This window comes from Rhodococcus globerulus (genome assembly GCF_019334125.1).
GTDB classification, from domain to species: Bacteria; Actinomycetota; Actinomycetes; order Mycobacteriales; family Mycobacteriaceae; genus Rhodococcus_F; species Rhodococcus_F globerula.
The window spans coordinates 2,233,953-2,259,570 of sequence record NZ_CP079698.1 but is presented as its reverse complement, the minus strand read 5'-3'; the positions used below and the strand labels follow the sequence as shown (position 1 = coordinate 2,259,570).

Below are 25,618 nucleotides of genomic sequence, written 5' to 3'. Positions count from 1 at the left end.
TCTCTTTACGTCTTGCGCATGTACATCCGTACGGTCAGCGGTGCCATCACGGCCACGATGACTGCCGCTCCGACGAGCGACCACACCACGTGAATACCGAAGTGGCCTTCGTTCGCGAGTTCGCGAACTGCGGTCACCAATTGTGAGACCGGATTGACGTTCACGAACTTCTGAAGCCAGCTCGGCATGGTGGCGGGATCGACGAACGCATTCGACATGAACGTCAGGGGGAACAGCACGAGCATCGAAACGCCCTGCACCGTAGACGCTTTGTTCATCATCACGCCCATGAGTGCAAAGATCCAACTGATCGAGAACGCGCACACCATCACCAGAATCGCGGCAGACAGGATGCCGATCGCACCGCCGGCCGGGCGGTATCCCATGGCAAAACCGACGATGAACGTAATGGTGGTGGCGATGCCGTACCGAACGACGTCCGCGAGCAAGGCGCCGGACAGCGGAGCGATACGGGCGATCGGCAACGACTTGAAGCGGTCGAACACACCCTTGTCCATGTCTTCACGAAGCTGAGTGCCGGTGACGATGGAACCGGTGATGACCGTCTGGACGAGGATGCCGGGGATGATCGTCGGCAAGTAGGCCGTGACGTCGCCGGCGATGGCGCCGCCGAAGATGTACGTGAACATCAGAGTGAAGATGATCGGCTGGATGACAACGTCGAACAGTTGCTCGGGATTGTGCTTGATCTTGAGAATGCCGCGGTACGCCATCGTGAACGTATTCGCGAAACTCTGCTCGAGACTGATCCGCCGCGGAGCCGAAGTGAGATCGGCGACTGGCGATTTGGTAGTGGTGAGAGTAGTGGTCATGCGGGAATCCGATCGGAGTTGTTGTCGGAATCGGCGTCGTTGCGTCCATGGTCTTCGGGTTGATGCCCGGTGATGGTGAGGAACACTTCGTCCAGACTGGGCTTCTGCACGTTGATCTCGTCGACGGCGATGCCGCGCTCCCGCAAACGGATCAGGAGATCGGCGGTTACGGATGGGTCGCTCAGCGGGGCGGTGATCCGGCCGACCTCGGGAGTGACACCTACCTCGACACCGAGCATCGACGCGATAATGGATCGGGCTTCGTCGGTTCGATCGCGCTCGACGAGTTTGAGATGCAACGACGAAATGCCCACCGACGCCTTGAGCTCGTCAGCTGTGCCGTTTGCGATCACTCGGCCACGGTCGATCACCGCGATCCGATCGGCCAACTGATCGGCCTCGTCCAGGTATTGCGTGGTCAGCATGACCGTCGAACCCTCGGCGACCAGTCGCCTGATCGTCTCCCACATCTGGGCGCGGGTACGCGGATCGAGGCCGGTCGTGGGTTCGTCGAGGAACAACAGAGGCGGGCGGGCGATCAGGCTGGCCGCGAGGTCGAGGCGTCGACGCATTCCGCCGGAGAAGTTCTTGAGAGGTTTGGCTGCGGCTTCGGTGAGGTCGAATTCCTCGAGAAGCTCGAGTGATTTCTTGCGGGAGTCCTTGCGGCTCAGACCGAGCAGACGGGAGAAGATCACCAGGTTCTCGGTAGCCGTCAGGTCCTCGTCGACGGACGCGTACTGCCCGGTCACGCCGATCAGGGATCGCACCGCCACGGGTTCGCGGCTGACATCGCGGCCGAAGATGCGGGCCTCACCGCCGTCGGGGCGCAGGAGGGTGGCGAGCATGCGAACGGTGGTGGTCTTGCCCGCGCCGTTGGGGCCGAGCACGCCGAACACCGATCCCGTGGGCACGGTGAGGCTGACTCCGTCGACAGCGCGTTGCTCACCGAACATCTTGACTAGGCCCTCGGCCTCGATGGCAAGAGGTGAAGCTGTGTGGTTCATGGGATCAAGCGTGACAGAGTGCGCTTGCATTTGCCTTGCGTGGAACTTGCGCAGCCGTGCAAGGGGGACTGTGCCCCGCGCCGCAGGGCGATTATGCAGCCGCAGCCCTGATCGAGCGCGCGTGTGCTGATTCTGCGCGCGGCAGTGTTATCCATAGCGGCAGGCTTCTCCACAGTGCCAGCGTTATCCCCAGCCGAACATTTGTTGCTGACGTACGCCGATAGAGGCGGCACGCTCGCCACATGGGAATTCTCACGCGGGCACAGGCCCATCGGGACGGCATCAGCGACGCGCAGTTGCAGCGGGCCGTCAGGTGCGGAGAGCTGCACCGAATCGCAGCGGGAATCTACATGCGAGCCGATCACTACCGTGAACTCGATGTGCGAGCCCGTCACCGCCACACCGCCCTCGCCACCGCTGCAGCCTGCGGACCAGGCGCAATCGTCAGCCATGTATCCGCGGCAGTGATGCACGGTCTGGACTGCGGCGGGTTAGGCCTGAATGTTGTGCACGTGACGCGGAACAGAAGCTCGGGTGGGCGAAAGAGTGCCACCTTCCACCTTCATCCGGCACCGCTGGTTCCGGAGGAGATCGTGCTTGTCGACGGTGTGGCAACGACGTCGCTGGCGCGCACGATTGTCGATATCGCGCGCACGACATCGTTTGAGAATGCCGTGGTGATCGGCGACTGTGCACTGCGCCGGGGGATGAGACGTGACGATCTTGCATCCGTGCTCGAACGTTTGCACGGCCGCCGCGGAATGAGCCGGGCGCGGGTGGTTGCCGAGTTCATCGAACCCGGTGCCGAGAGCCCAGGGGAGTCCATCAGCCGGGTGCGCATGCGCGCCGACGGATGGCCGATGCCGACCTTGCAGCAGGAGATCCGCCTCGGCGGACGGTTCATCGGGAGGGTCGACTTCTTCTGGGAAGAATTCGGGGTGGTGGGCGAGTTCGACGGCATGGTGAAGTACCGCAGCGAGAATCCGGGTGCGGTGGTGGAGCGCGAGAAACTGCGCGAGGACGCAATCCGAGATGCGGGGTTCGAGGTATTCCGCTGGGTGTGGGCGGATCTGCGGGACTTCGAACGGGTGCGGGAGCGCTTCGATCGTGCGTGCGTGCGCGGCGTCGCGCGCTGAATGTTCGGCCGCGCGGGTGATCAGGCCTGCGGCTGAACATTCGGCCTGCGGGAGCTTGTCGAGCCGTGCGCGAACCAGGCAAAACGTAACATTGCATAGCGCTCCGTAACGGAATTTCGCGAAACCGCCCTTACGGAGCGACTCGCTCTAATACGCTGCTGCCAAGTCGGACGGACTGGCGCTTCCTCGGCTGAGTAGTCGCAGCTCAGTGGATCAGGCCAGGGCAGGGCGTCCGAAACATCGCTGTCTACACACAAAAGGACGCGCACGTGAACTTGAAGAGAATGACCCCAGCAATCGCCGCGCTCGCGGCTGTAGGACTGCTCGTGTCGAGCTGCAGCAGCGATAGTGGTTCGGACCCGTCCGAGAACGCCGCGACCGGAGATCCGATCAAGGTAGGTCAGATCGCTCCGATCGAGGCGCCGGGGCTCGGCTCCGCCGCTTACGCCGCCGGCATGGTCGCATCGGTCGACGCTTTCAACGATCGGGGCGGCGTGAACGGACGCCCCCTCGAGCTGATTCAGTGCGACTCCATGGGTGATCCGAACAAGGAGGTCGACTGCGCGAACAAGATGGTCTCCGAGGGGGCCGTCGCGACGCTCGCGGACTTCACTCCGGTTTCGTCGGAGGCATCGTCGAAGATCCTGCTGGACGCCGGAATCGCCCGCATCGGGCTGAACCCGGTGAACATGGCCGACTTCACCGCGACCAACGTCTACACGCCGTTCTCCGGTTCACTGCTCAACCTGTACGGAATGATCGACATGCTGGTGGCACAGGGCAAGACCAAGCTTTCCTTGATGCGCCCCGACCTTCCGGTAACCGCCCAGCTGGTCGGCTTGCTGACCCCTGCGGTGCAGGCCAAGGGGGCGGAGATCGTCAACGACGTCGCAGTGGGTACCGGTGCGACCGACTACACCCAATTCATCGCGGCGGCAGAACGAAACGGCGCGCAGGGCGTGATCATGGCGCTGGGCGCGGCCGACGCGAACCCGATCGCGCAGTCGTTCGAGCAGCTCGGATCGAAGCTGACTTTCGCGTTGGGGTCGGCGGGCTTCTCCCAGGCGGACCTGCAGGATCTCGGCACCTTCGCCACGTCCTCGACGTACACCGGCCCGACTCCCGCAGCGTCGTCGAGCACCGACGACTTTCCCGGTCTGAAGGATTTCCTGGCAGACATGGAGAAGTCCGGTAAGGACGAACTGGGGCGCGAGAACCTCAACGGCGACGCGATGAACCCGTGGTTGACGGTGCGCGCATTCGGTGAGGTCGCAAAGGATCTCAAGGATGTCAACAAGAACACGGTCATGCAGGGATTCGAGAATGCCAAGGCCCTTGACATGGCGGGCCTTGTGCCCGCTTGGACGCCGAGTGCGGTCGAGCCGTTCGGGATCTTCCAGCGCGTCTCGAACTCGATGATGTACCGGATGACGTTCGACGGTGACGTTGTCATCACCGATCCGGTTCAGTACGACCTGCGCAACCCTACTGCCTGAGCTGAATTCACCCTGGAGATTGACGAATGACTGAGTTCCTACAGTTTGCGATTCTCGGCCTGGGGGCGGGCTCTGCCTACGCGCTCCTGGCGCAGGGCATCGTGCTGGTTTATCGCGGTTCCGGGGTGGTGAACTTCGCGCAAGGCGCGATCGCCATGGTGGGGGCCTACTTCAGTTTGGAAACCCTTCAGCGCGATCATGATTGGGGCCTGGTTCCGGCTTTCCTCGTGGCAACGGTAGTGGCTGGACTGATCGGACTGGCATTTCAGCTGCTGGTGTTGCGGTGGCTCACCAATGCCGCGCCGATCGTCCGGCTGGCCGCCACCCTCGGCTTGATGGTGATCCTGCAGGCCGGGGTGCAGCAGTACTACGGCAGCACCCCGATCCGGGTGCGTGCCTTCCTGCCCGACGACGCGTATCACTGGGGAGGTGTTGTGGTACAGCAGGATCGGATGATCCTGCTGGGTATCGCGGTGCTGTCGACGGCGGCGCTGTGGGCCTGGACCACGTTCACCCGGGTGGGCTTGGCCATTACCGCGGCCGCCGAGCACGAGCGAGCGGCCGCTGCGCTCGGCTGGTCTCCGCAGCGTCTGGCAACGTTGACCTGGACCGTTGGCGGAGCGCTCGCCGGCGGCGCGGGAATCCTGGTGGCGCCCTTGACCGGGCTCACTCCGTCGGCGTTTGTGGTGATCGTGACGGTCTCGGCGCTTGCCGCGGCTTTGCTCGGTGGTTTCCGCTCCTTCCCACTCACTCTGCTCGGCGGATTGTTGCTGGGTGTGGGTGAGAGCCTGGTCGTCCTGTATCAGGACGGCCTGCGGGATCTCCTCGGGATGGAGACGCTCACCGGCGTCAATCGGGCAGTGCCGTTCGCGGTGATCCTGGTGGTGCTCGTTGTGCGGGGGAAGGGGTTGCCGCTGCGCAGTCATGTTTCCGAGCGGCTGCCCAAACTCGGATCAGGCGAGATCCGTTGGGCAGGTGTCATACTCGGAGTTCTGGTGGCTGTCGGCATTATTGCGGCCGGTGGCGACTGGCTGCGGTCCTTGACGCTGACTCTGGCTGCGGCGGTGTTCCTGCTCTCGATCGTGGTCCTGACGGGTTTTGCCGGCCAGCTCTCGCTCGCCCAGTACACCGTCGGTGGCCTTGGTGCGCTGTTCGCCGCGCGGCTCGTCGGGCAGGCCGGTTGGCCACTGGTGCCGGCGGCGCTGGTGAGCGTGGTGGCGGTGATTGTGATCGGGGTGGTGTTCGCGCTGCCGGCGTTGCGAACGCGGGGTGTGAATCTGGCGGTTGTCACACTGGGGCTCGGGTTCACCATCCAGGAGATGGTGTTCAACAATCCGACCTTCACCGGCGACAAGCTCGAGGGTTCGGTGAAGATCAACCAGCTGAGCCTGTTCGGGCTGGAGGTGACGCCAACGCGTTACCCCGAGCGGTGGGCTCTGCTGTGCCTCGTAGCGCTGGTGCTGTGTGCACTGATGGTCGCGAATTTGCGACGCTCGCGCACCGGCAGACGGTTGATCGCTGTGCGGACCAACGAGCGAGCGGCGGCGTCGCTCGGGATCAGCGTGTTTGCCGTCAAGATCTACGCGTTTGCGTTTGCAGCCGGTTTGGCTGCTGTGGCAGGCATTCTCCTCGGTCTACGCAACACCGCGGTCACCTATCTCGAGTTCAACGTGTTCGCGTCGATCAATGCCGTAGTCCAGACGGTGACCGGCGGCCTCGGCTTTGTACTGGGTAGCGTCATCGGTGCGCTGATGGCGCCGGGAGCGCTGTTCAGCCGACTGCTCTCGGGCTTGGCTATGGCCGCACTGCTCGGCGGTGTGATCCTCATTGTCACTCTGCTCACCAATCAGAACGGTATCGCCGACATGATTTCGCGCGGGCTTCGGTCGGTTCCAGGGCTGAGCACGCTCGGCACCCGCAAAAAGGGCCGTGGTCATCAACTTTCGGATGAATCGCCAACTGGTTCGGTAACCCCGACGCCATTGATCGTACGGGGATTGACGGTGCGATTCGGCGGCGTCGTCGCGGTCGACGGTGTCGACCTCGATGTTGCTCCGGGGCAAGTGGTAGGTCTGATCGGACCCAACGGGGCCGGGAAGACCACGGTGATCGACGCGATCACCGGATTTGTCAGCCCAGCGGCGGGGCAACTCACCCTGGGGGACAACAACATCACCGGGTGGTCCACTGCGCGCAGGTCCAAAGGTGGGCTCCGCCGCTCCTTCCAGTCGCTCGAGCTGTTCGAGGACGTCACCGTCGGGGAGAACATCCATGCCGGCGCCGACGAATCGACTTGGCGCACATGGGTTACCGATCTGATTCGCCCCGGCCGTCATCCACTCTCACCGAGTGCGTCGACCGTTGTGCGGGACTTCGAGTTGGAGAACGATCTGGACAAGTTACCGGGCGAACTGTCGTACGGTCGGCGACGGCTGGTGGGCATCGCCCGAGCGGTTGCCTCCGCACCGTCCGTCATCCTGCTCGACGAGCCGGCAGCCGGACTGGACGACGCCGAGAGCCGTGAACTCGCAGTTGCCATCCGGCACTTGGCCGTACAACGCGGCGCGGGGGTGCTTCTCGTCGAACACGACATGGGACTCGTGATGTCCACGTGCGATCGGATCGTGGTGCTCGAAGCCGGCCGGGTGATCGCGTCCGGAACACCGGACGAGATTGCCTCCAGCCCGGCTGTCCGCGACGCCTATCTGGGTACCGACATCGAGACGACAACGGAGGCAACACGATGACAAGCACCAGTGAGAAGACGGTGGCGGCGGACGTTGTCCTCGAATGCCGTGGCCTGAGTGCGGGTTACGCGGGGGCGGTGGTCTGCCGTGACCTCGACATCACGGTGCGATCGGGGGAGGTGGTGGCACTTATCGGCGCCAACGGCGCCGGCAAGTCCACCACCATGCTCACCGTGGCCGGAGAACTTGCCCCGATATCGGGCGAGATCTCGGTACTCGGCTCCAGTCGGCGTTCGTCCCTGTCGTCGTTGGCGCGTCGCGGTCTGAGCTACGTGACCGAGGAACGGTCCGTGATCATGGGCCTGACCGGGGCCGAGAACCTCCGCCTGGCAGGTGTATCCGCAGACGCAGCCTGCGCGATATTCCCCGAGTTGCGCGCTCTCCTGAAGCGTCCGGCAGGCCTACTGTCAGGTGGTGAACAACAGATGCTGACGCTGGCCAGAGCGCTGGCCCGGGAACCTCGTCTCCTGCTGGCCGACGAACTGTCGCTTGGGCTTGCGCCGCAGATCGTGCAGCGCCTACTCGCCGTGGTGCGGGAGGCCGCGGACCGCCAGGGTCTCGGTGTACTCCTCGTCGAACAACACGTGCGGCAGGTGCTCGCGGTAGCGGATCGGGTGTACGTCCTGCGCCGAGGCGCAGTGATGATGGAAGGCACCGCAGCAGAGATCGGTGCGGACCTCGACGCCGTGCAACGTGCCTATCTGGCGCAGAGTCCAACGAGCACAGAGCAATAGGCTCCAGTGCGCAGAACTTCAGCCGAACCTGGCCACCAGAGCCGCCCGGTCGAGTTTGCCTGGGCCACGGAGGGGGAGTGCGTCCACGACGAACAGCTCGCGCGGCGCTGCGGTCACATCGAGAGTGCGCTGAGCGTGGGCGCGCAATTCTTCGAGCGTCGGGGGTGCGCCTTCGGGTACAACGCACACCACGACCCGTTGGCCGAGGCGCGGATCGGCGACGCCGATGACAGCGCACTCCCGAACAGCGGGATGATCAGCGAGTGCGGCTTCGACGACCTGCGGCACCACTGTCAGCCCGCCGGTGGAGATCGCTTCGTCGAGGCGTCCGCTGATGCGCAGTACGCCGTCGACTACCGATCCGGCGTCGTCGGTGCGAAACCAGCCGGGCTCGGAAAAGGCCGGGTGATCCGGGAGTCCACGATACCCGGACGCGAGCATCGGCCCGCCCAGCAGAACTCGGCCGTTGTCGATGCGAATCTTTGCCCCGGACAACGGGATTCCGTCGTACACGCATCCGCCGGCGGTTTCGCTCATGCCGTAGGTTCGCACAACTTCGATGCCCGCCGTGGCGGCTTGCTCGAGAACCGGTACGGGAGTTGCGGCTCCACCGAGCAGTACGGCGTCGAGGGAGGCAAGCGCGTCGACAGCACTGGGATCTGACAGCGCTTTGACCAACTGTGTCGGGACCATCGACGTGTACTTTCGCGGGCCACTCATCGCGGCAACCGCAGCGGGAAGCGCGGCGGGATCAAAACCCGAGCTGACGTCGACGACAACGGGTTCGGTTCCGGCGAGAGCGCTGCGCAGCAGAACCTGCATGCCCGCGATGTGGTGCGGCGGAAGGACAAGTAGCCAGGAACCGGGCCCGCCGAGGTACTCGTGGGTGGCCTCGCCGCTCGCGCGTAGTGCGTCGGCGCGCAGCATCGCTCCCTTCGGAGTCCCGGTGGTTCCCGATGTCGCCACAACCAGGGCAATGCCGTCGTCGATGGGTTCGCCGGGATGCAGAGCGTCGGAGAGCCTGGCTCTCTCGCGCGAATCAGCGGCCGGGACAGGGAGAACGGCGGGGCCTGTGCCGTCGAGTATCCGGGCGATGTGCGGCAAGACTTCGAGGGCGGACGCGCCCTGCGGAATCGGTAGTGCTTCGAGGGTATTCATCGTCGAACGTCCGGTCCGGCCAGCGGCCAGCCGCCGGCAGCAAGATGACTGCGGACACGATCGACGTCGGTCTCCAGCGGCATCTCGTTGGTGATCTTGGTGATCAGGACCTGGATGTCGGTCTTCTCGATCGGGAGATCACCGTCTTCGATCAACGCGTCGGCAACCGCGTCGACTTCCGTTTCCGAGAGTCGACGCGTCAGCAGAGCAAACAACGGAATGTAGTCCTGTTCGGGAACGCCGTTGGGATAGCCGGCCCGCAACCAACCGACTATCGAGGTGAGGAAGGGCGGAAGGGCCATGACGTCAGCTCACATCTCGAACTTCATGTTCGGCGTTGTCGTCGAAGACGGGCCACCCGCCTGCGCGCAGACGCGCAGTCACACGTTCGACGTCCTCTTCGGAGGATTCCTCGTGGAGGATCCCCTCGATGATCGCCCGGAGCGTGTCGTAGTCGACGTGCCGATCCGGAACTTCGTGCGCGGATTCGATGGACATCGCGACGACCTGTTCGATTTCCTCGTCGGTCAGGCGTCGACGCAATACGGCGAGCAGCGCAAAATGATCTTTGTCCGGGATTCCTTCGGGGTATCCCGCCCGCAGCCAGTCGAGCACGCTGCGCAATGAATACTTGCTCAAATCCTCGGCCTCTTTTTCGTTTCGGTGGTGGAGTCGGATCGCCCTTGCGCCGGATTCAGAAGACGTTGATTCCGAACGTGCTGGCCAGGAAGTTCTTCATCAGCAGCAGTATCCCAGCGAAGATCGTGATCAGCACGACGGCAAAGCACAGATAGGCTCCGGCCTTGCCGAGCGCAGTCGGCCCGTCGGAGCCGTCGGCGTTCTGCAGACTCAGCGATTTGAGGCCGAGCGCAAAGATCGCGGGCAATCCGGCGCCGAAGAGCAGGCCGACGGCAACTACCTGCCAGAGTGATTCGAGAGTGTCGGTGAGGAGATGCATTCTCGTCTGCCCTTTCAGGAGTTGTGGGTGGTCTCGGGGGTCGGTGTCGGATCTGCGACGGGCACAGCTTGATTCTCGTCCCACTCAGCGGTCACGTTGGCCGCGTCGACAGGTTCTTTACGCGAACGCACGTACATGAAGATCGCAAACGCGATCAGGGCGGCGAAGACGACCAGAACACCGGCGAGTCCGCCGATGAAATGTGCGATGGCCCAGCAGATCGCGCCGACGATTGCGGCCGACGGGAGAGTGATCAGCCACGCGGCACCCATGCGTCCGGCGACGCCCCAGCGAACTTCAGCGCCCTTGCGGCCGAGGCCGGTGCCGAGGATGGATCCGGTGGCAACGTGAGTCGTGGACAGCGGGAGTCCGAGGTGGCTCGACGTAAGAATGATTGCGGCCGAGGATGCTTCGGCAGCTAGTCCCTGAGGTGCGGAAATCTCGACGAGACCCTTGCCGAGTGTGCGAATGATTCGCCATCCGCCGAGGTAGGTACCCAACGCAATTGCGACGGCACACGTGAACTTGACCCAGAACGGCATCTCCGTCTCGGCGGTGATGGATCCGTGAGCCACCAAGGCCAAAAAGATGACGCCCATTGTCTTCTGGGCGTCATTGGTGCCGTGCGCAAGGGAGATCAGTGAAGCGGTTCCGATCTGACCGAAACGGAATCCGCGCTCACGCTCGTCTTCCTTGACGGACGCGGTGATCCGGTAGACGAGCTTGGTGCCGACGCCGGCAACCAGTGCCGCCACCACGGGGGCCAGGAGTGCCGGAACGACAACCTTGGTGAGGACGCCACCCCACTCGACGCCGCCCATTCCGATGGACGCGATCGCCGCGCCGATCAGACCGCCGAACAGCGCGTGGGACGAACTCGACGGGAGGCCGAGCAACCACGTCGCCAAGTTCCAGATGATGCCGCCGACCAGACCGGCAAAAACGATCAGAAGAAGGTCCTGTCCGCTGACCGCGCCCAGGTTGACGACGCCTTTGGCGACCGTCGCCGCAACCTCGACGGACAGGAAGGCGCCAACCAAGTTCAGGATTGCGGAGAGTGTGACCGCGACCTTCGGTTTGAGTGCGCCGGTGGCAATGGATGTGGCCATTGCATTGCCTGTGTCGTGAAATCCGTTCGTGAAATCGAACGCGAGGGCGGTGACAACTACCACCAGGAGGATTACGAGCTCTGCGGTCACAACGTGAATTGTGCGTATCGAACGCGTAAATGTACAGCCAACGAGATGTGACCTTCCGTGACATGAGGTAGAGGCGGGCGCGTGGGCTGCGCTACCGCAGCTGAGGGCGTGTTCAGTGACACTGCTCCGAACTCTTGTGTTGCGTTTCACTTTTCCGTCTCACTGACCGGGAAAGCACATTCGTCGCGTTTTGATCGCTGATTACCTACGGCACTGAGCGCGCTGTTCGGCAGCGCACGTGTGTGAGAAGGAGAGTTTCGAAGTGAAGCCCAACAAGACCGCGAAGCTGGTTGTGGCACTGGCCGCAACTGCTGCATTGGTCTCTGCCTGTGCAGGCGACCGCGGTGACGACCCGTCGGCAACGTCGAACGGTGCATCCGTTGCGACGGCCGACGTTGCGTCGAAGAGTTCCGATGCCAAGTTCGGAACCCTGGATTCGCCGTGCGGCGACGGAGATGCGAAGGGCGCGACGGATCAGGGTGTCAGCGACACCGAGATCAAGATCGGCTTCGGCGACGACCGCGGCTACGTGAAGTCGCCAGGCCTCAACAAGGAGATGAGTGACGCGGTCAACGCCCTCATCTCGTGGTGCAACGATCAGGGCGGCATCAACGGCCGCAAGGTTGTCGGTACCGACTACGACGCGGCGATGACGCAGGCCAATTCGGTCATGCAGGAAGCCTGCGCCAGCCAGTTCATGTTGGTCGGCCACGGATTTGCAATGGACCAGACAGCAGAGCAGACCCGTGTGGCCTGCAACATGGTTGCCGTTCCCGGATTCACGGTGTCGCCCGACGCCGCCAACGGACCGATGACGTTTCAGGGTGTCCCGTTCCCCGTCGACTACGCCAACGGTTCGCAGTGGTTCCAGATGGCCGAGATGCATCCGGACCTGCTGAACGACTTCGACGTCGTCAACAGCACGATGCCGACGATCATCACCTCCACCAACAAGATTCGGTCCATCGCCCAGGCTGCGGGCTTCAAGCTCAAGGACTGCGGCGTGACCCTGAACTACGAGGGCGAATCCAGCTACGTGCCGTTTGCCGAGAAGTTCAAGGAATGCGGTGCCAAGGGCATCTGGACCTCGCGTTCGGCCAGCCCGGCCGAGCTGAACTTCGTCAAGTCTCTCGATCAGGTCGGGATCGATCCGATCTTCTTCGGTGAGGCCACCTGGTACGGCGAGTCCATCGCGTCCTGGAACAAGGACACCGGCCTGCTCGACAACCTGAACGCCGGCATGACCTTCCAGATGCTCGAGAACGCGGACAAGGTTCCCGCTGTCAAGAAGTACGTCGACCTGGTCAACGAGCAGGGCGGCAAGACGGCACTTCTCGGTATGCAGGCTGCATCGTCGTTCCTGCTGTGGGCCACCGCTGCGGATGAGTGCGGCAGCGACCTGACGCGCCAGTGCATGGTCAACGAACTCTCGAAGATCGACGACTGGGACGGCGGCGGATTGCATGCCGCTACCGATCCGGGCAAGAACATGCCGGCCACCTGCGGTCTCATGACGTCACTGAAGGGCGCCGAATACTCACAGGCGTTCCCGACGACGGCAGGCGAGTTCAAGTGCGACCCGAAGTACATGGTTGCCACGGACAAGAGCACGTGGGGCACCGATCTGGATGCCGATCGCATCTCCACGAAGTACCAGAACGCGAATGTGATCAAGCCGCAGTCCTGATCCACCTGAGGAAGGTGGCGCGCTCCGTGTGTTTCGAGTGCGCGCAGTGTGCCGCCTTTCCTCCCCTAACGAGGGTTCAGTTATGAACACTTTTGTCACTTTCACGATCCTGGGTTTGGTCCTGGGATCGGTGTATGCGATCGCCGCTTCCGGGTTGGTGCTCACGTACAACACGTCCGGAATTTTCAATTTCGCGCACGGCGCTCAGGCGATGCTCGGTGCGTTCATCTACTGGCAGTTGCGGTACGGCTGGGAACTCCCGACCGTGGTTGCGTTGCTGATTTCTTTGGTTGTGGTCGGCCCGTTGATGGGGCTGGGCCTGTATCTGTTCATCATGAAGGGCCTGCGCGATACGGCGGAGGTCACCAAAATTGTTGTCACGGTGTCGATCCTGCTGGGTATGCTCTCGATCTCGCATTGGTTCTGGCATCCGGAGACCGCGCGCACTATGCAGATGTTCTTCGGTGATCAGTCCAAGATCACGGTGTTCGGTGCGAGCATCCGCTACCACGAGTTGATCTGCATCCTCGTCGCGATCGGTATCGCGGTGGGTCTGCGGATCCTGTTCACCAAAACCCGCGCCGGTGTCGCGATGCGCGGTGTCGTCGACGATCCGGATTTGTTGCGCCTGAACGGCCATAACCCGGAACGCCTCGCCGCGTTGTCGTGGGCGATGGGATCGACGTTGGCGGTGTTGGCGGGTATCTTGATCACCCCGATCAGCGGCGGCACCCTCGAAGCGAACATGTTGACGCTGTTGGTGATCGACGCGTTTGCCGCCGCGATGTTCGGCCGGTTGCGCAGTATTCCGCGCACGTTTGTCGGCGCCGTGGTTCTCGGTCTGGCCGGTACGTACGTGTTGGCGTACTTCCCGACAAGTTGGAGTTGGACGTCGAATTTCCGTGTCTCCCTGCCGATGATCGCGCTGTTCGTGGTGCTGATCGTGCTGCCGCAGGACCGTCTGCGCGGCGCTGTCACCCGTACCCGCGAGCGGTATCACGTCCCGACGGTCCGCAAGGCCGTCATCTGGGGTGTCGCGCTCATTGTCATCGTGTATCTGCTGCGTCTGCTGATGGTGACGTCGGCGATCACGACGTTGACGATCGGGATGACGTTCGCGATCATCGCGCTTTCGCTGACGTTGTTGACCGGGTATGCCGGTGAATTGAACTTGGCGCCGGTCTCTTTCGGTGCCATCGCCACCATCGTGGCGTTCCATTTCGGTATCTCCGGTAGCGGGTTGGCGGCGCATCTGAACCTGTGGGGCATCGTCGTCGGTGTGCTTGTCACCGCCGTCATCGGTGGTCTCGTCGCGTTGCCGGCGCTGCGTCTGCGCGGGTTGTATCTGGCTTTGGCGACGATGGCGTTCGGTGTGTTCCTCTCCAACATGGTCCTGCGTGATACCACCGAACACGAGATGTTCGGCATCCGGTACTCGCTGTTCAAGGACGGCAACATCGCGATCCCGCCGCTCAAGGTGGGGCCGCTCGATCTCAGTAACGACACGGTATTCCTGATGACCGTCACGGCACTGTTCTCCGTGCTCGGTGTCGGAGTGATCGCGTTGCGCAACAGCGGTTACGGCCGTCGTCTCGCCGCGATGAAGGACAGCCCCGCCGGATCGGCGATGCTCGGCCAGTCGTTGGTTCGGCTCAAGCTGAGCGTGTTCATGATCTCCTCCGGCATCGCCGGATTGGGCGGCATCCTGATGTCGAGCGCGATGGGCTCGGTCTCGGGGGAGAGCTTCGCGATCATGGTCTCGCTGTCGTTGCTGATGCTCACCGTCGTCGCCGGAATCGGCTACGTCAGTGGCGCCCTGTTCGGTGGTTTGATGGCGGGCATCGGTTTTGCCGTCATCATGGTCTCGTTCACCAACCTCGCGTCGGCGCAGCCCGAACTCGAGGGAATGTGGCTGCTGCTCGGCAACATCGCGGCAGTGAGCCCGGCGTTGATCGGTATCGGGGTCGGCGCGAACCCCAGCGGCACCATCCACCAGGTCGTCGAAGGGTACCGCCGTTTGATGAACGCCACACCGGTCCTCTACGGCGGCGCCGCCGTGATCGCGGTGACGTATCTGCTCGCCCTGGGTGGGGTGCTCGGGAACTGGTGGTTTGCCTCCATCACCATCGCGGTGGTGTTCCTGTTGCCGGTGATCGGTGAAATGGTCATGCCGGCAGCAGTTCTCACCCCCGAGGAGTTGGCGGCGAAGAAGACGCTGGTCCCGGAAGAGGTCGGGATCGACGTCCCGTACAGCGACGAGGTGCGCGGCGAACTCGACCGTGAACTCGGCATCGACCTCGTCAAATCCGAAAAGGAGTTGGCCGCTCATGTCTGAGACACCTTTGCTCGAAACCCGCGGTGTCACGGTACGTTTCGGTGGCCACGTGGCCGTCAAGGATGTGTCCCTGACGGTGGCCCCGGGAACGGTGACCGGGTTGATCGGCCCGAACGGCGCCGGGAAGACCACCCTGTTCAACACCATCACCGGGTTGCAGAAACCGACGTCGGGACAGGTCTTCCTCGATGGCGTGGACGTGACGAAGTTGGCGCCGCACAAGCGCGCCAACAAAGGTTTGGCGCGCACGTTCCAGCGCCTCGAGTTGTTCGTCTCGTTGTCGGTGCGCGACAACCTGCGCGTCGCCGGCGACATCCACAAGGCGAACAGCGGCAACAAGATCGACGTCGACGCCGAAACGGATCGACTGCTCGAGCTGACCGGCCTGAGCGATGTAGCGGCCAAGGATGTCTCCGACATCCCCACCGGCCGCGCCCGAGTCGTCGAGGTCGCGCGGGCCTTGATGACGAACCCGCGGATTCTGCTTCTCGACGAGCCGGCATCGGGTCAGACCGAGCAGGAAACGGAGGTGTTCGCGCAGATGCTCACCGACCTCGCCGCCGGGGGTCTGGGAATTTGTCTGGTCGAGCACGATATTCCGTTGGTGATGAAGGTGTGCTCGACGATTCACGTACTCGACTACGGAGCGGTGTTGGCCACGGGTGATCCGGAGAAGATCCGCACCGACCCCGAAGTGATCGCCGCGTACATCGGCACCGAGGAGGAAGCAGTATGACCGCAGCAACGATCGACCCGGCAGCGGCCGAAACACCGCGTCCGGAGCCGTTGCTCGAATTATCGGGTGTGCGTGCCGGTTACGGGGCCATCGAAGTCCTCCACGGCGTGGACCTCGTCCTGCAGCCCGGCGCCGTTGTCGCGTTGCTCGGCCCGAACGGCGGCGGAAAAACCTCCACGTTGAAGGTGTGCTCCGGTGTCCTACCGGTCACACGCGGGGAGTTCAAACTCGCCGGACGGGTCGTCAACGGAATCGAAGCGTCCGAACTCGCCCGGTTGGGTGTGTGTTCCATCCCGGAAGGCCGTGGGATCTTCGCGAACCTGTCGGTGCGGGAGAACCTGTGGATCGCCACCGGAACCGGAGCCTCCCTCGCGGACCTGGAAGAGGTTGCGTACACACGTTTCCCGATCCTGGGGGAGCGTCGGAGTCAGTTGGCGGGTTCGATGTCCGGCGGTGAGCAGCAGATGCTCGCGCTCTCGCGGGCATTGGGAACTCATCCGACGGTGTTGCTGCTCGACGAGTTGTCGATGGGTCTGGCACCACGGATTGTCTCGCAAATGTACGACGTGGTGGGTTCACTTGCCGCGGAAGGTATTTCCATCCTCGTGGCGGAGCAGTTCGCGCGGGCGGTGTTGCCGATCGCGACGTCGGCGGCGTTGATGTTGCAGGGTCGCGTTACTCGGGTCGGTGACCCGCATGAGATCGAAGAAGAACTTTCTACCAGTTATCTAGGAGGATGACGATGACGACAGTTGAAGATCGCCGTGATGAGTTCAAGAAGAACATCACCGACCTCAAACTCGACAAGGGACAGTCCGGTGGCGACGCGAAAACACTGTTCGGCGGCCTGATCCTGATGGTGGTGGGGGTAGTCGGCGCGTTTGTCCTCTACATCTCCTCGCTCACGGAATCGGATCTGCGCAACATCGCGTCGTACCAGATCTTGGCTATCGCGTTCCTGGCGTTGACGGTCATCGGAGCGGCGATGTTCATCGCCGCGTCCGTCGCGAAGGTCCTGCGGTTGTGGCTGGTGCGTCAGCTGCTCGAAGGCCAGGCCCAGACCGATCAGATCGCACAGGCACTGAACACACGCATCTGAACCCAGCTCAACTGAAAATGCCCGCCACGGAAACCGTGGCGGGCATTTCGTGCGCTCGGAGACTACTGCGGCGTTCGGGAGTCGCGTCGGATCGGATGATCGTCCGGAATCTGCACCATGACGATCGGCGTCCCGTCTGGATCGGCGATCCACATCTCGTGAAGACCCCACGGTTCCTGACGTGCCTCTCGGGCAATCTTGACTCCGGCGAGCACCAGTTCCGTTTGCACGGCCGTGAGATCGCGAACCTGCAGCCAGATCGCGCCCCGGAACCCACCGTTGCCTGCGGCGCCGTGTGCGGCGATCTCGATCAACCCCTGTCCGGCGAAGAACACTGTGCCGCCGGGGTATTCACGGGCGATAGCCAACCCGAGGGTGTCTCGGTAGAAGCTCAGAGTCAGCTCGTAGTCGTCGGGGCGCAATATCGTTCGGCTGCTCAGAATCTCCACGGAACCATCCTTCCACGTCTCGCTCGGCGATATCAGAAATGCTCGGCAATCAGAAATACCAGGGGTACGGCGACCAGTCGGGATCGCGCTTCTCGAGGAAGGAATCGCGGCCCTCGACGGCTTCGTCGGTCATGTATGCCAAACGTGTTGCCTCACCGGCAAATAGCTGCTGGCCGACCAGGCCGTCGTCCTGCAGATTGAATGCGTACTTGAGCATGCGCTGAGCTTGCGGGGACTTGCCGTTGATCTTGCCTGCCCACTCGATGGCAACGTTCTCGAGTTCGGCGTGATCGACAACCTTGTTGACCGCGCCCATCTGGTGCATTTCCTCAGCGGAATAGGTGTCGCCGAGGAAGAAGATTTCGCGAGCGAACTTCTGGCCCACCATCTTTGCGAGGTAAGCGCTGCCGTACCCGCCGTCGAAGCTTCCGACGTCGGCATCGGTTTGCTTGAAGCGGGCATGTTCACGACTCGCGAGGGTGAGGTCGCAGACGACGTGCAGGCTGTGTCCGCCGCCGGCGGCCCAACCGTTGACCAGGCAGATGACCACCTTGGGCATGAAACGAATCAATCGCTGCACTTCCAGGATGTGGAGGCGTCCGGCACGAGCCTTGTCGACGGTGTCGGCCGTTTCGCCTTCCGCATACTGGTAGCCGCTGCGGCCACGGATGCGCTGATCGCCGCCGGAGCAGAAGGCCCAGCCGCCGTCCTTCTCGCTCGGTCCGTTGCCGGTGAGCAGCACGGCGCCGACGTCGGACGTCATCCGGGCATGGTCGAGTGCCCGGTACAGCTCGTCGACGGTGTGTGGGCGGAAGGCATTACGTACTTCGGGGCGGTCGAAGGCGATACGAACGGTGCCTTGACTGACATGCCGGTGATACGTGATGTCGGTGAGATTCTCGAATCCGGGAACGGGGCGCCAAAGCTGCGGGTTGAAGGTCACGTAGGTCACGATAGAGGCAGGCATCGTAACCCCGACGAGTACCTGGAGTAGAACATGTTCCCCCACGCGCTAACGTGCAGGTCATGAGCGAACCCACCGTAGAAGGCAAGGAGACCGTCGTTCCCGACGAGCGTCGAGGCGGTTTCCCGGTCTTCCGCCACACACCTGCAGGTCCCGACTTCGGTCGTTTCGTCGAGGCGATGCGCAGGTTGCAGGACCTGGCGGTGTCGACGCACGTCCCTGACGAAGTTCTCGCGGAGATCGCCACGCAAGCGGAGGAACTTGCCGATCGACTGGCCCCGCACGAGGTGCCCGAAGGGGCGTCGCCTGCAGGCTCGAATATTCAGTTGCCTGGTCGCGGCAGTCTCCTCATGCCGCCCTGGACAATCGAGAGATTCGACGCCGAAGGTGTGCGCAGCACCGGCATGTTCCGCCGCTATCACCTCGGTGGCAACGGCGCGGCGCACGGCGGAATCGTGCCGTTGCTGTTCGACGACATCTTCGGCATGACCACCCACGCGGGTGGCCGCCCGATGTCGCGAACCGGTTACCTGCACATCAACTACCGCGCGATCACCCCGCTGAACACGCAATTGGTGATCGAAGGAAAAGTGGATCGGGTGGAGGGCCGTAAGACGTTTGTCAGTGCACGGCTGACCGACCTCGACGGAAAGCTACTTGTCGACGGTGACGCGCTCATGATCGAGCTACTCCCCGGTCAGCCCTGACATGTCTCCCATCTTCGAGTTGCCGTCGTTCGACGATCTGATCGCCGACGCAGTTGTGGTGAGTTTGCCGATGCGGGTGCGTTTTCGCGGGATCACGACGCGTGAGGCGCTGCTTCTGCGCGGCCCGGCAGGATGGGGGGAGTTCGCTCCGTTTGTCGAGTACGACGACGAGGAAGCCGCGCACTGGCTGCGCGCCGGCATCGAAGCCGCGTGGCTCGGCCCCCCGCCTGCGATTCGGGCCACGGTGCCGGTCAACGCCACGGTTCCCGCGATCGACGCGTCGGCGGTGCCGGAATTGTTGGAGCGTTTTCCCGGATCGCGAACAGCCAAGATCAAGGTCGCCGAAAAAGGACAGTCGTTGGCGGATGACATTGCCCGGGTGAACGAGGTCCGTCGGCACATCCCCAATGTGCGTGTCGACGCAAACGGTGGGTGGAGCGTCGACGAGGCCGTTGTGGCGCTGCGGGCGCTGACCGAAGGCGGTGAACTCGAGTACGCGGAGCAGCCGTGCGCAAGCGTCGAGGAACTGGTGCGGGTGCGCGCAGCGGGGACGGGTGTGCGGATTGCCGCGGACGAGAGCATCAGGCGCGCGGAAGATCCGCTGCGAGTGGTGCGCGCTGGGGGAGCAGACGTCGCGATAGTGAAGGTGCCCCCGCTCGGCGGTATGCGCGCGGTGGTCGCGTTGAGTACTCAACTGGCCGAGTACGGCGTGCCGGTGGTGGTGTCCAGTGCGCTCGATACGGCAGTCGGGATGGCGTCGGGGCTCGCGGCCGCAGCTGCGTTGCCCGAGTTGCCGTTTGCGTGCGGATTGGGCACTGGCGGGCTGTTCGTCCGGGACGTCGCAGTTATCGATCCGGCAATCTCGGGTGCTCTGTCCGTCGGCGCGGTCGAGCCTGATCCGTCGATCCTCGCGCAGCTGACGGCCACGCCCGAACGCACCGCGTGGTGGCTGGGCCGCGTCCGCCGCTGTCATCGGATACTCGATCAACGAGGCGCGATGAATTTCGTATAGTGTCGGGCCCGACCTGATGAACATCAGTCAAGAATGAAGGGATCGAAAGTGGTTGCAGCTCTGAACGAAACCCTGCTCGAGGATTCACGGCTTCCCGCGGTCGTCGCGGACGTGCAGACCTTGATCGACGCAGAGGTTTCGGATAAGTCGGGGGCCTCAGGGCTAGCTCTCAAGGGCGGCTACGGCGCAGTCAAGAAGGTGAGCCCGTCCATCGTGCCGGACGCAGTCACCGCACTTCTGCCCGAATTCGTGGCAAAGCTCGAGCCGTACTGGCAGGAATTCTCCGCCTCGGGCGGCGGAAGCTTCGCGGAGTTCATCACGGCTCGCGGCGACGCCGTTGCCAACTCACTGCTCCAGGTGACGGACGAGCGCATCGAAGGCAGCGACAAGGCCGTCGTCAAGTCGATGTACTCCAAGCTGCGTGGTTCGGCGCAGAAGCACGTAACGGCCGCACTGCCGCGTCTGGGTGATCTGATCCAGAAGCACGCCGCATAAGTTCGACCAGCACGACACAGAGCGGCCCGGGAGGTTTCACTCCCGGGCCGCTCTTCGTTGTGCCAGATCAGTTCGCAGCGTGGCCGTCGCGCCAGAACCCGGTGAACGTGATGTCGGTTTTCGGGAACTTGCGGTCGTTCACGAGGTGGCGTCGTAGCCCGGTGGTGAGGGCCTGCTCGCCGGCGACAAACGTGTACGACGGCCCTTCGGGAAGTTCGGCCGCGCGAACAGCCTCGAGGGCAAGTGCTCCGGGCTTGGTGTCTGCGTCTTCCCGGATGATCCAATGCACGTTCACGTGAGCGAGCTGCGGGAGGTTCTGCTTGTCCTCGATGTTCGGGATCTCGATGAAGACCTCTGCCCGCAGATCGGCGTCTGCGGTCTCGAGAATTCCGGCGATCGCCGGTAGGGCACTTTCGTCTCCGACCAGGAGTTGCCAGGTGCAGTCGGGAGTCGGGTTGTAGATGCAGCCCTCGTCGAGAAGCGCTACCTTGTCGCCGCTCGAGGCCGTGTCAGCCCACGCGGATGCCGGACCGATATCGCCGTGAAAGGCGAAGTCGATGTCGATTTCCGCTGTGTCGCCGAAGAGCCCGGATCCGGCGGGCCGGTACTCGCGGATCGTGTAATTACGCACCACGGGACGGGTGTCCTTGGACATCACCAGGTACTGCGCATACCAGAGGTTGTTTGCCGCGGACGGCAGTCGCAGCTCACTCTGGCCGGCTTGCGGGATGAAGAGGCGGAACCAGTGATCGGCGCCCATCGGGGTGATGGTGCCCAGCTCCTCGCCGGCAATCGTGATGCGGATGAAGGTGGGACTGATCCGTTTGTTCGCGACAACTTCGGCTGACGTGATGCTGCGTGACACCGGTTTCACGAACTTGGAGCGCTTGGCCATAACGGAACCCTCGATCGACGACAGTAGGTCAGGCAATCCTAACTTATTTCTTCGGTCTGCTGGGCCGCTCTTTGACGACAACCTCCGGCGGCAGGCCCCATTCCGAGCGGCCCAACCGACTCAACGGTGCCAACGCCGCGAACTCCGGCAAGCCGTCGTCGGCCAACGCGTCCGGGCGAACCGCGACGGCAACAACGTCGCCCATCACCACAAACGAATCACCGACCTCGATGACCTGGCGCAACGTGCATTCGATCGCAACCGGCGATTCCGCGACCCGAAGCGGGCGCACGCGTTCACTCGGCTCACTGCGAATACCCAACTCGAGAAACTCGTCGGCGCCGGGAGCGTAGGGGGCCGAACTGTCGTTGATCATGTCGAACAACGACGCCGTAGCCACGTTGATCACGAACTCGCCGGTCGCCTCGATATTGCGCAAACTGTCCTTGCGGCCAACCGAGGTGAACTGCACCACCGGCGGAGCCGCACTGGCCACGGTGAAGAAGCTGTGCGGCGCCAGATTGCCGACGCCGTCGGCCGAGAGCGTCGACACCCAGGCGATCGGCCGCGGAACCACCGTCGCCGTGAGCAACTGGTAGAACCGGCGGGGTGAGATGTCAGAGGGATCGAAGAGTGTGCGCACTCACACATGGTGCCGCAGACTCGCCCCTCGGAACGGCCCGGCCCGAACATCTGACACTCTTGAAGGCGTGAATCCGTCCACAGCACAAGCCACAGCCGTCGTCGACGAACTGGTTCGTGGTGGCGTGCGTGAAGTCGTGCTCTGCCCAGGCTCACGCAACGCGCCGCTCGCATTTGCCCTTCAGTCCGCAGACATCGAGGGACGCCTGCGTCTGCATATGCGGATCGACGAGCGGACAGCCGGCTTCCTCGCGCTCGGACTGGCTATCGCAGGCAAGCGTCCGGTGCCGATCGTCATGACGTCCGGAACGGCCGTCGCGAACCTCGGACCCGCAGTGCTCGAAGCGAACTACGCACGAGTGCCTCTGGTAGTCCTGAGCGCCAACCGGCCGTACGAAATGCTCGGAACCGGCGCCAACCAGACCGTCGAGCAACTCGGATTGTTCGGCAGCCAGGTGCGCGCCACCATCAGCCTCGGGCTGGCCGAAGACGATACGACGCAGAACAGCCAGTGGCGTTCCGCGGTGTGCCGGGTACTCGCCGCTGCCCGTGGAACCAGGTCAGGCAACGCCGGGCCCGTGCATTTCGACATACCGTTGCGCGAACCGCTGGTTCCCGACGTGCATGTGCAGGGGCCGGTTCCGGAAGGTCGGCCAGGCGGCGCAGCGTGGACCACCACGCAGAACGCAACACTCGACGTCCCCCTCGACCTGGATCTGACCGCAGACACCGTTGTCGTCTCCGGCCACGGCAGCGCGCTGCGACCCGAACTCGCCGGACTGCCGACCGTCGCCGAACCCACCGCGCCGCTGCACGGAATTGCGTTGCATCCACTGGCTTTGGCACAACTCAAACCCCGGCAGGTAGTCATCACCGGCCGTCCCACGCTGCATCGTCAGGTGTCCAAGGTGCTGGCCGACCCGAGCGTCGACGTCTATGCGCTCACTACCGGGCCGCGCTGGCCCGACGTGTCGGGCAACGTCCTTGCCACCGGAACCCGGGCCGTCGTGAGCGGAACACCGGACCCGGCGTGGATCGCGCGATGCATGTCGCTGACCGAGCACGCCGACGCGGCCGTCGCCAAGCAGCTGGCTGCCCACCCCAAGGCCACCGGCCTGCACGTAGCCGCAGCGGTGATGGGTTCTCTGGGCGACGGTGACCAGTTGCTGCTCGGAGCCTCCAACCCGGTACGCGACGCGGCGCTGGTGAGTTACCCGAAGTCGTCGGTGCGAGTGCTGTCCAACCGCGGCGTCGCCGGGATCGACGGCACGGTCTCGGCCGCGGTCGGCGCTGCTCTGGCCTACGACGAGGGACGAACAATCGCCCTGATGGGCGACCTCACCTTCCTGCACGATGCCTCCGGCCTGTTGATCGGGACCGGGGAACCGCGGCCTCGCGACCTCACGATCATCGTCGCCAACGACGACGGCGGCGGAATATTCGAACTGCTCGAGCAAGGCGATCCGCAGTACGCCGGAGTGTTCGAGCGTGTCTTCGGCACGCCACACGGCATGGACCTGGCAGCACTGTGCGCCGCCTACCGCGTTCCGCACACCGCCGTGAGCGTCGACAAGCTCACGGAAGCGCTGGCACAACCCGCTGCAGGTATCCGGGTTCTGGAGGTTCCCACCGACCGCAGCGGTTTGCGGGAACTGCACGCATCAGTGCGAGCGCAACTGTGAGCGACGTGGTTCTGCGCCGTTTCCGCATCGGAATCCTCGTCGTTGCGATCGGCATTTCGGTTCTCGCGGTCATCCTCGTACTCGGTGCCTGGCGGAACGACCGGACCATCGAATCGAACATGGGGACCGCAACCGCCGAGGTGCTCTCCGCCGGTTCGCTGCGGTCCGCGATCAGCTTCGTGACGCCGGACGGCGCGAACCACAATCCCGAACTCGGCGTGCTCTATCCCACCAATCTGACTGTCGGACAACGCATCGAGGTCGAGTACTACAAGACCGACCCCGACCTGGTCCGGGTGGCCGGCCGCAGCGCAAGTGTGGCGCTGATTCCCGCCGGATCGGTCATCGTCGTGACGTGGCTCCTGGCCGGACCCGCCGTCTGGTACCTGCGCAAACGTGAGGCCCTGGTGCGCACGTCAGAGTCCGTCACCTCGAATTAGCCTGCGCTTCACACGAACACGGCACGGACTTTCCCTCGCACTGTCACCGTGATCGGTGTGAGAGTAGCCATCGTTGCGGAGTCATTCCTGCCCAACATGAACGGCGTCACCAACTCGGTCCTACGCGTGCTCGAACATCTCGATCGAACCGGCCATGACGCGATGGTCATCGCGCCGGACACCGTGGGAAATGGGCACGCCCCCACCCGGCACGAAGGCGTCGCTGTGCACCGAGTGCCTGCCGTCATGGTTCCGAAAGTCAGTTCGCTACCGGTCGGACTGCCACAACCACGATTGACCGCCGCCGTTCGCGCCTTTGCGCCCGACGTCATGCACCTCGCGTCTCCCTTTCTCCTCGGCGCCGGGGGAGTAGGCATCGCCAAACGACTCCACGTTCCTACCGTCGCCGTCTATCAAACCGATGTCGCGGGTTTTGCCGAAAGCTACGGACTCGGCCTCACCAGCAGGGCAGCGTGGGCGTGGACCCGGCGAATTCACAAGAGCTGCACCAGAACCCTCGCGCCGTCCACCTCCGCCGTCGACGCCCTCGAAGAACACGGAATTCCCCGGGTCCACAAGTGGGCGAGGGGCGTCGACGCAGCAAGATTCGCGCCGTCGCGTCGTAGCTCCGCTCTGCGCCGAACCTGGAGCGGGGACAGTGATCGCCTGGTTGTCGGCTTTGTGGGACGGCTGGCACCGGAGAAACACGTCGAACGATTGTCCGCGTTGGCCGGAGATCGCAGCCTGCAACTCGTGATCGTCGGCGACGGGCCGGACCGAGAGCGCTTGCGCGCGCTGTTGCCCGACGCGGTCTTCACCGGCGCGCTCGGCGGAACCGATCTTGCCGAGGCCTACGCCAGCTTGGACGTTTTCGTGCACCCGGGAGAGCACGAGACGTTCTGCCAAGCCGTCCAGGAAGCGCTGGCGAGCGGTATACCCGTCGTCGGGCCGGACGCGGGCGGCCCTCGGGATCTTGTCTCGCATTGCCGCAACGGCTACCTCCTGCCGGTGGACAGATTCGGCGAACTTCTACCCAGCGCGATCGACGCCCTCCGTCAGCGCGATCTGCGAGTGCAGTTCGGTTCGGCCGCTCGGCGGTCGGTCCTGCACCGGACGTGGCCGGCTATCTGCGACGAGTTGCTGAATCACTACGAGGACGTGCAAGGTCTTGGCCGGCGAACCGGCGCCCGAGCAGCCTGAACCAGCCCAC

26 protein-coding genes are annotated in these 25,618 nt (G+C 63.6%); 15 read left to right on the top strand and 11 right to left on the bottom strand.

The features are described from left to right. Nucleotides 1–5 precede the first annotated feature (5 nt). Entirely contained in the window at nt 6–833 is an 828-nt protein-coding gene (locus KYT97_RS10200; protein ID WP_033235455.1) for an ABC transporter permease, read from the bottom strand. Beyond that, a complete protein-coding gene (locus tag KYT97_RS10195; RefSeq protein ID WP_033235454.1) occupies nt 830–1,837 on the bottom strand; it encodes a daunorubicin resistance protein DrrA family ABC transporter ATP-binding protein in 1,008 nt (335 codons plus the stop codon). Before KYT97_RS10195 ends, KYT97_RS10200 begins: the two co-directional genes overlap by 4 nt. Before the next feature lie 242 nt (nt 1,838–2,079). On the opposite strand from KYT97_RS10195, the gene KYT97_RS10190 reads away from it, so the two are divergent. The 4 genes from KYT97_RS10190 (at nt 2,080) to KYT97_RS10175 (ending at nt 7,950) form a co-directional block, all read left to right on the top strand. Next, nucleotides 2,080–2,973 carry a type IV toxin-antitoxin system AbiEi family antitoxin domain-containing protein gene (locus KYT97_RS10190; RefSeq protein WP_172936299.1) on the top strand — a complete coding sequence of 298 codons (894 nt, stop codon included), beginning with the start codon at nt 2,080–2,082 and terminating at the stop codon, nt 2,971–2,973. 284 nt (nt 2,974–3,257) lie between these two features. Then, a complete protein-coding gene (locus KYT97_RS10185; protein ID WP_033235453.1) occupies nt 3,258–4,469 on the top strand; it encodes an ABC transporter substrate-binding protein in 1,212 nt (403 codons plus the stop codon). Nucleotides 4,470–4,495: 26 nt separating this feature from the next. Then, entirely contained in the window at nt 4,496–7,216 is a 2,721-nt protein-coding gene (locus KYT97_RS10180) for a branched-chain amino acid ABC transporter permease/ATP-binding protein (RefSeq protein WP_219112182.1), read from the top strand. Further along, nucleotides 7,213–7,950, top strand: coding sequence for an ABC transporter ATP-binding protein (locus KYT97_RS10175; protein ID WP_172936296.1), 738 nt, complete (start codon nt 7,213–7,215; stop codon nt 7,948–7,950). Before KYT97_RS10180 ends, KYT97_RS10175 begins: the two co-directional genes overlap by 4 nt. A gap of 18 nt (nt 7,951–7,968) precedes the next feature. Here the strand turns inward: KYT97_RS10175 and menE are convergent, their stop codons facing one another. From menE to KYT97_RS10150, 5 genes are read right to left on the bottom strand one after another with little or no spacing between them, the layout of a single operon-like run. Further along, complete coding sequence (menE, locus tag KYT97_RS10170) at nt 7,969–9,108, bottom strand: o-succinylbenzoate--CoA ligase (RefSeq protein WP_219112180.1); 1,140 nt, start codon at nt 9,106–9,108, stop codon at nt 7,969–7,971. Further along, nucleotides 9,105–9,410 carry a DUF3349 domain-containing protein gene (locus tag KYT97_RS10165; protein ID WP_033235450.1) on the bottom strand — a complete coding sequence of 102 codons (306 nt, stop codon included), beginning with the start codon at nt 9,408–9,410 and terminating at the stop codon, nt 9,105–9,107. The genes menE and KYT97_RS10165 overlap by 4 nt, the downstream gene beginning before the upstream one ends. Before the next feature lie 4 nt (nt 9,411–9,414). Next, nucleotides 9,415–9,747, bottom strand: coding sequence for a DUF3349 domain-containing protein (locus KYT97_RS10160; protein WP_033235449.1), 333 nt, complete (start codon nt 9,745–9,747; stop codon nt 9,415–9,417). A gap of 55 nt (nt 9,748–9,802) precedes the next feature. Beyond that, the gene (locus KYT97_RS10155; RefSeq protein WP_141484749.1) at nt 9,803–10,066 is read right to left on the bottom strand and encodes a hypothetical protein; all 264 of its coding nucleotides are present in this window, start codon (nt 10,064–10,066) and stop codon (nt 9,803–9,805) included. Nucleotides 10,067–10,080: 14 nt separating this feature from the next. After that, nucleotides 10,081–11,265: an inorganic phosphate transporter gene (locus KYT97_RS10150; protein WP_033235447.1), complete on the bottom strand. Its 1,185-nt coding sequence runs from the start codon at nt 11,263–11,265 to the stop codon at nt 10,081–10,083. 262 nt (nt 11,266–11,527) lie between these two features. Between KYT97_RS10150 and KYT97_RS10145 the strand changes: the two genes are divergently transcribed. The 5 genes from KYT97_RS10145 to KYT97_RS10125 all read left to right on the top strand — a co-directional run bounded on the left by KYT97_RS10145 (nt 11,528) and on the right by KYT97_RS10125 (nt 17,122). Then, nucleotides 11,528–12,952: an ABC transporter substrate-binding protein gene (locus KYT97_RS10145; protein ID WP_045063800.1), complete on the top strand. Its 1,425-nt coding sequence runs from the start codon at nt 11,528–11,530 to the stop codon at nt 12,950–12,952. An 82-nt stretch (nt 12,953–13,034) separates the two neighbouring features. After that, nucleotides 13,035–15,287 carry an ABC transporter permease gene (locus tag KYT97_RS10140; protein ID WP_219112179.1) on the top strand — a complete coding sequence of 751 codons (2,253 nt, stop codon included), beginning with the start codon at nt 13,035–13,037 and terminating at the stop codon, nt 15,285–15,287. Beyond that, nucleotides 15,280–16,023, top strand: coding sequence for an ABC transporter ATP-binding protein (locus KYT97_RS10135; RefSeq protein ID WP_219112178.1), 744 nt, complete (start codon nt 15,280–15,282; stop codon nt 16,021–16,023). The genes KYT97_RS10140 and KYT97_RS10135 overlap by 8 nt, the downstream gene beginning before the upstream one ends. Further along, complete coding sequence (locus KYT97_RS10130) at nt 16,020–16,763, top strand: ABC transporter ATP-binding protein (protein ID WP_116101728.1); 744 nt, start codon at nt 16,020–16,022, stop codon at nt 16,761–16,763. Before KYT97_RS10135 ends, KYT97_RS10130 begins: the two co-directional genes overlap by 4 nt. After that, nucleotides 16,760–17,122, top strand: a complete 363-nt coding sequence (locus tag KYT97_RS10125) for a hypothetical protein (protein WP_174557328.1) — start codon at nt 16,760–16,762, stop codon at nt 17,120–17,122. Before KYT97_RS10130 ends, KYT97_RS10125 begins: the two co-directional genes overlap by 4 nt. Nucleotides 17,123–17,184: 62 nt before the next feature. Here the strand turns inward: KYT97_RS10125 and KYT97_RS10120 are convergent, their stop codons facing one another. After that, nucleotides 17,185–17,571, bottom strand: a complete 387-nt coding sequence (locus tag KYT97_RS10120) for a VOC family protein (RefSeq protein ID WP_033236479.1) — start codon at nt 17,569–17,571, stop codon at nt 17,185–17,187. A gap of 49 nt (nt 17,572–17,620) precedes the next feature. Next, entirely contained in the window at nt 17,621–18,514 is an 894-nt protein-coding gene (locus tag KYT97_RS10115; RefSeq protein ID WP_033236506.1) for a 1,4-dihydroxy-2-naphthoyl-CoA synthase, read from the bottom strand. Between the two features lie 83 nt (nt 18,515–18,597). On the opposite strand from KYT97_RS10115, the gene KYT97_RS10110 reads away from it, so the two are divergent. From KYT97_RS10110 to KYT97_RS10100, 3 genes are read left to right on the top strand one after another with little or no spacing between them, the layout of a single operon-like run. Next, nucleotides 18,598–19,242: a PaaI family thioesterase gene (locus KYT97_RS10110; RefSeq protein ID WP_045071274.1), complete on the top strand. Its 645-nt coding sequence runs from the start codon at nt 18,598–18,600 to the stop codon at nt 19,240–19,242. 1 nt (nt 19,243) lies between these two features. Beyond that, entirely contained in the window at nt 19,244–20,254 is a 1,011-nt protein-coding gene (locus KYT97_RS10105) for an o-succinylbenzoate synthase (RefSeq protein WP_219112177.1), read from the top strand. Between the two features lie 48 nt (nt 20,255–20,302). After that, the gene (locus tag KYT97_RS10100; protein WP_033236504.1) at nt 20,303–20,749 is read left to right on the top strand and encodes a DUF6918 family protein; all 447 of its coding nucleotides are present in this window, start codon (nt 20,303–20,305) and stop codon (nt 20,747–20,749) included. A gap of 67 nt (nt 20,750–20,816) precedes the next feature. On the opposite strand, the gene KYT97_RS10095 is transcribed toward KYT97_RS10100, so the two are convergent. Both KYT97_RS10095 and KYT97_RS10090 read right to left on the bottom strand, forming a co-directional pair. Next, complete coding sequence (locus tag KYT97_RS10095) at nt 20,817–21,644, bottom strand: siderophore-interacting protein (protein WP_219112176.1); 828 nt, start codon at nt 21,642–21,644, stop codon at nt 20,817–20,819. Between the two features lie 43 nt (nt 21,645–21,687). Further along, nucleotides 21,688–22,287: a flavin reductase family protein gene (locus KYT97_RS10090; RefSeq protein ID WP_219112175.1), complete on the bottom strand. Its 600-nt coding sequence runs from the start codon at nt 22,285–22,287 to the stop codon at nt 21,688–21,690. Nucleotides 22,288–22,354: 67 nt separating this feature from the next. Here KYT97_RS10090 and menD point away from each other — a divergent pair, with 67 nt between their 5' ends. The 3 genes from menD to KYT97_RS10075 are packed head-to-tail and all read left to right on the top strand — an operon-like array spanning nt 22,355 to nt 25,608. Then, nucleotides 22,355–23,968: a 2-succinyl-5-enolpyruvyl-6-hydroxy-3-cyclohexene-1-carboxylic-acid synthase gene (gene menD / locus KYT97_RS10085; protein WP_172936290.1), complete on the top strand. Its 1,614-nt coding sequence runs from the start codon at nt 22,355–22,357 to the stop codon at nt 23,966–23,968. Further along, the gene (locus tag KYT97_RS10080) at nt 23,965–24,408 is read left to right on the top strand and encodes a DUF3592 domain-containing protein (RefSeq protein ID WP_219112174.1); all 444 of its coding nucleotides are present in this window, start codon (nt 23,965–23,967) and stop codon (nt 24,406–24,408) included. The genes menD and KYT97_RS10080 overlap by 4 nt, the downstream gene beginning before the upstream one ends. 57 nt (nt 24,409–24,465) lie before the next feature. Further along, nucleotides 24,466–25,608, top strand: a complete 1,143-nt coding sequence (locus KYT97_RS10075) for a glycosyltransferase family 4 protein (RefSeq protein ID WP_219112173.1) — start codon at nt 24,466–24,468, stop codon at nt 25,606–25,608. The last annotated feature ends 10 nt before the right edge of the window (nt 25,609–25,618 follow it).

Coding starts and splice junctions, on each gene's coding strand:
- KYT97_RS10195 (WP_033235454.1), bottom strand. CDS start 1,837: ATGAACCACACAGCTTCACCTCTTGCCATCGAGGCCGAGGGCCTAGTC.
- KYT97_RS10140 (WP_219112179.1), top strand. CDS start 13,035: ATGAACACTTTTGTCACTTTCACGATCCTGGGTTTGGTCCTGGGATCG.
- KYT97_RS10190 (WP_172936299.1), top strand. CDS start 2,080: ATGGGAATTCTCACGCGGGCACAGGCCCATCGGGACGGCATCAGCGAC.
- menE (WP_219112180.1), bottom strand. CDS start 9,108: ATGAATACCCTCGAAGCACTACCGATTCCGCAGGGCGCGTCCGCCCTC.
- KYT97_RS10155 (WP_141484749.1), bottom strand. CDS start 10,066: ATGCATCTCCTCACCGACACTCTCGAATCACTCTGGCAGGTAGTTGCC.
- KYT97_RS10105 (WP_219112177.1), top strand. CDS start 19,244: ATGTCTCCCATCTTCGAGTTGCCGTCGTTCGACGATCTGATCGCCGAC.
- KYT97_RS10180 (WP_219112182.1), top strand. CDS start 4,496: ATGACTGAGTTCCTACAGTTTGCGATTCTCGGCCTGGGGGCGGGCTCT.
- KYT97_RS10175 (WP_172936296.1), top strand. CDS start 7,213: ATGACAAGCACCAGTGAGAAGACGGTGGCGGCGGACGTTGTCCTCGAA.
- KYT97_RS10165 (WP_033235450.1), bottom strand. CDS start 9,410: ATGGCCCTTCCGCCCTTCCTCACCTCGATAGTCGGTTGGTTGCGGGCC.
- KYT97_RS10125 (WP_174557328.1), top strand. CDS start 16,760: ATGACGATGACGACAGTTGAAGATCGCCGTGATGAGTTCAAGAAGAAC.
- KYT97_RS10185 (WP_033235453.1), top strand. CDS start 3,258: ATGACCCCAGCAATCGCCGCGCTCGCGGCTGTAGGACTGCTCGTGTCG.
- KYT97_RS10200 (WP_033235455.1), bottom strand. CDS start 833: ATGACCACTACTCTCACCACTACCAAATCGCCAGTCGCCGATCTCACT.
- KYT97_RS10135 (WP_219112178.1), top strand. CDS start 15,280: ATGTCTGAGACACCTTTGCTCGAAACCCGCGGTGTCACGGTACGTTTC.
- KYT97_RS10110 (WP_045071274.1), top strand. CDS start 18,598: ATGAGCGAACCCACCGTAGAAGGCAAGGAGACCGTCGTTCCCGACGAG.
- KYT97_RS10095 (WP_219112176.1), bottom strand. CDS start 21,644: ATGGCCAAGCGCTCCAAGTTCGTGAAACCGGTGTCACGCAGCATCACG.
- KYT97_RS10130 (WP_116101728.1), top strand. CDS start 16,020: ATGACCGCAGCAACGATCGACCCGGCAGCGGCCGAAACACCGCGTCCG.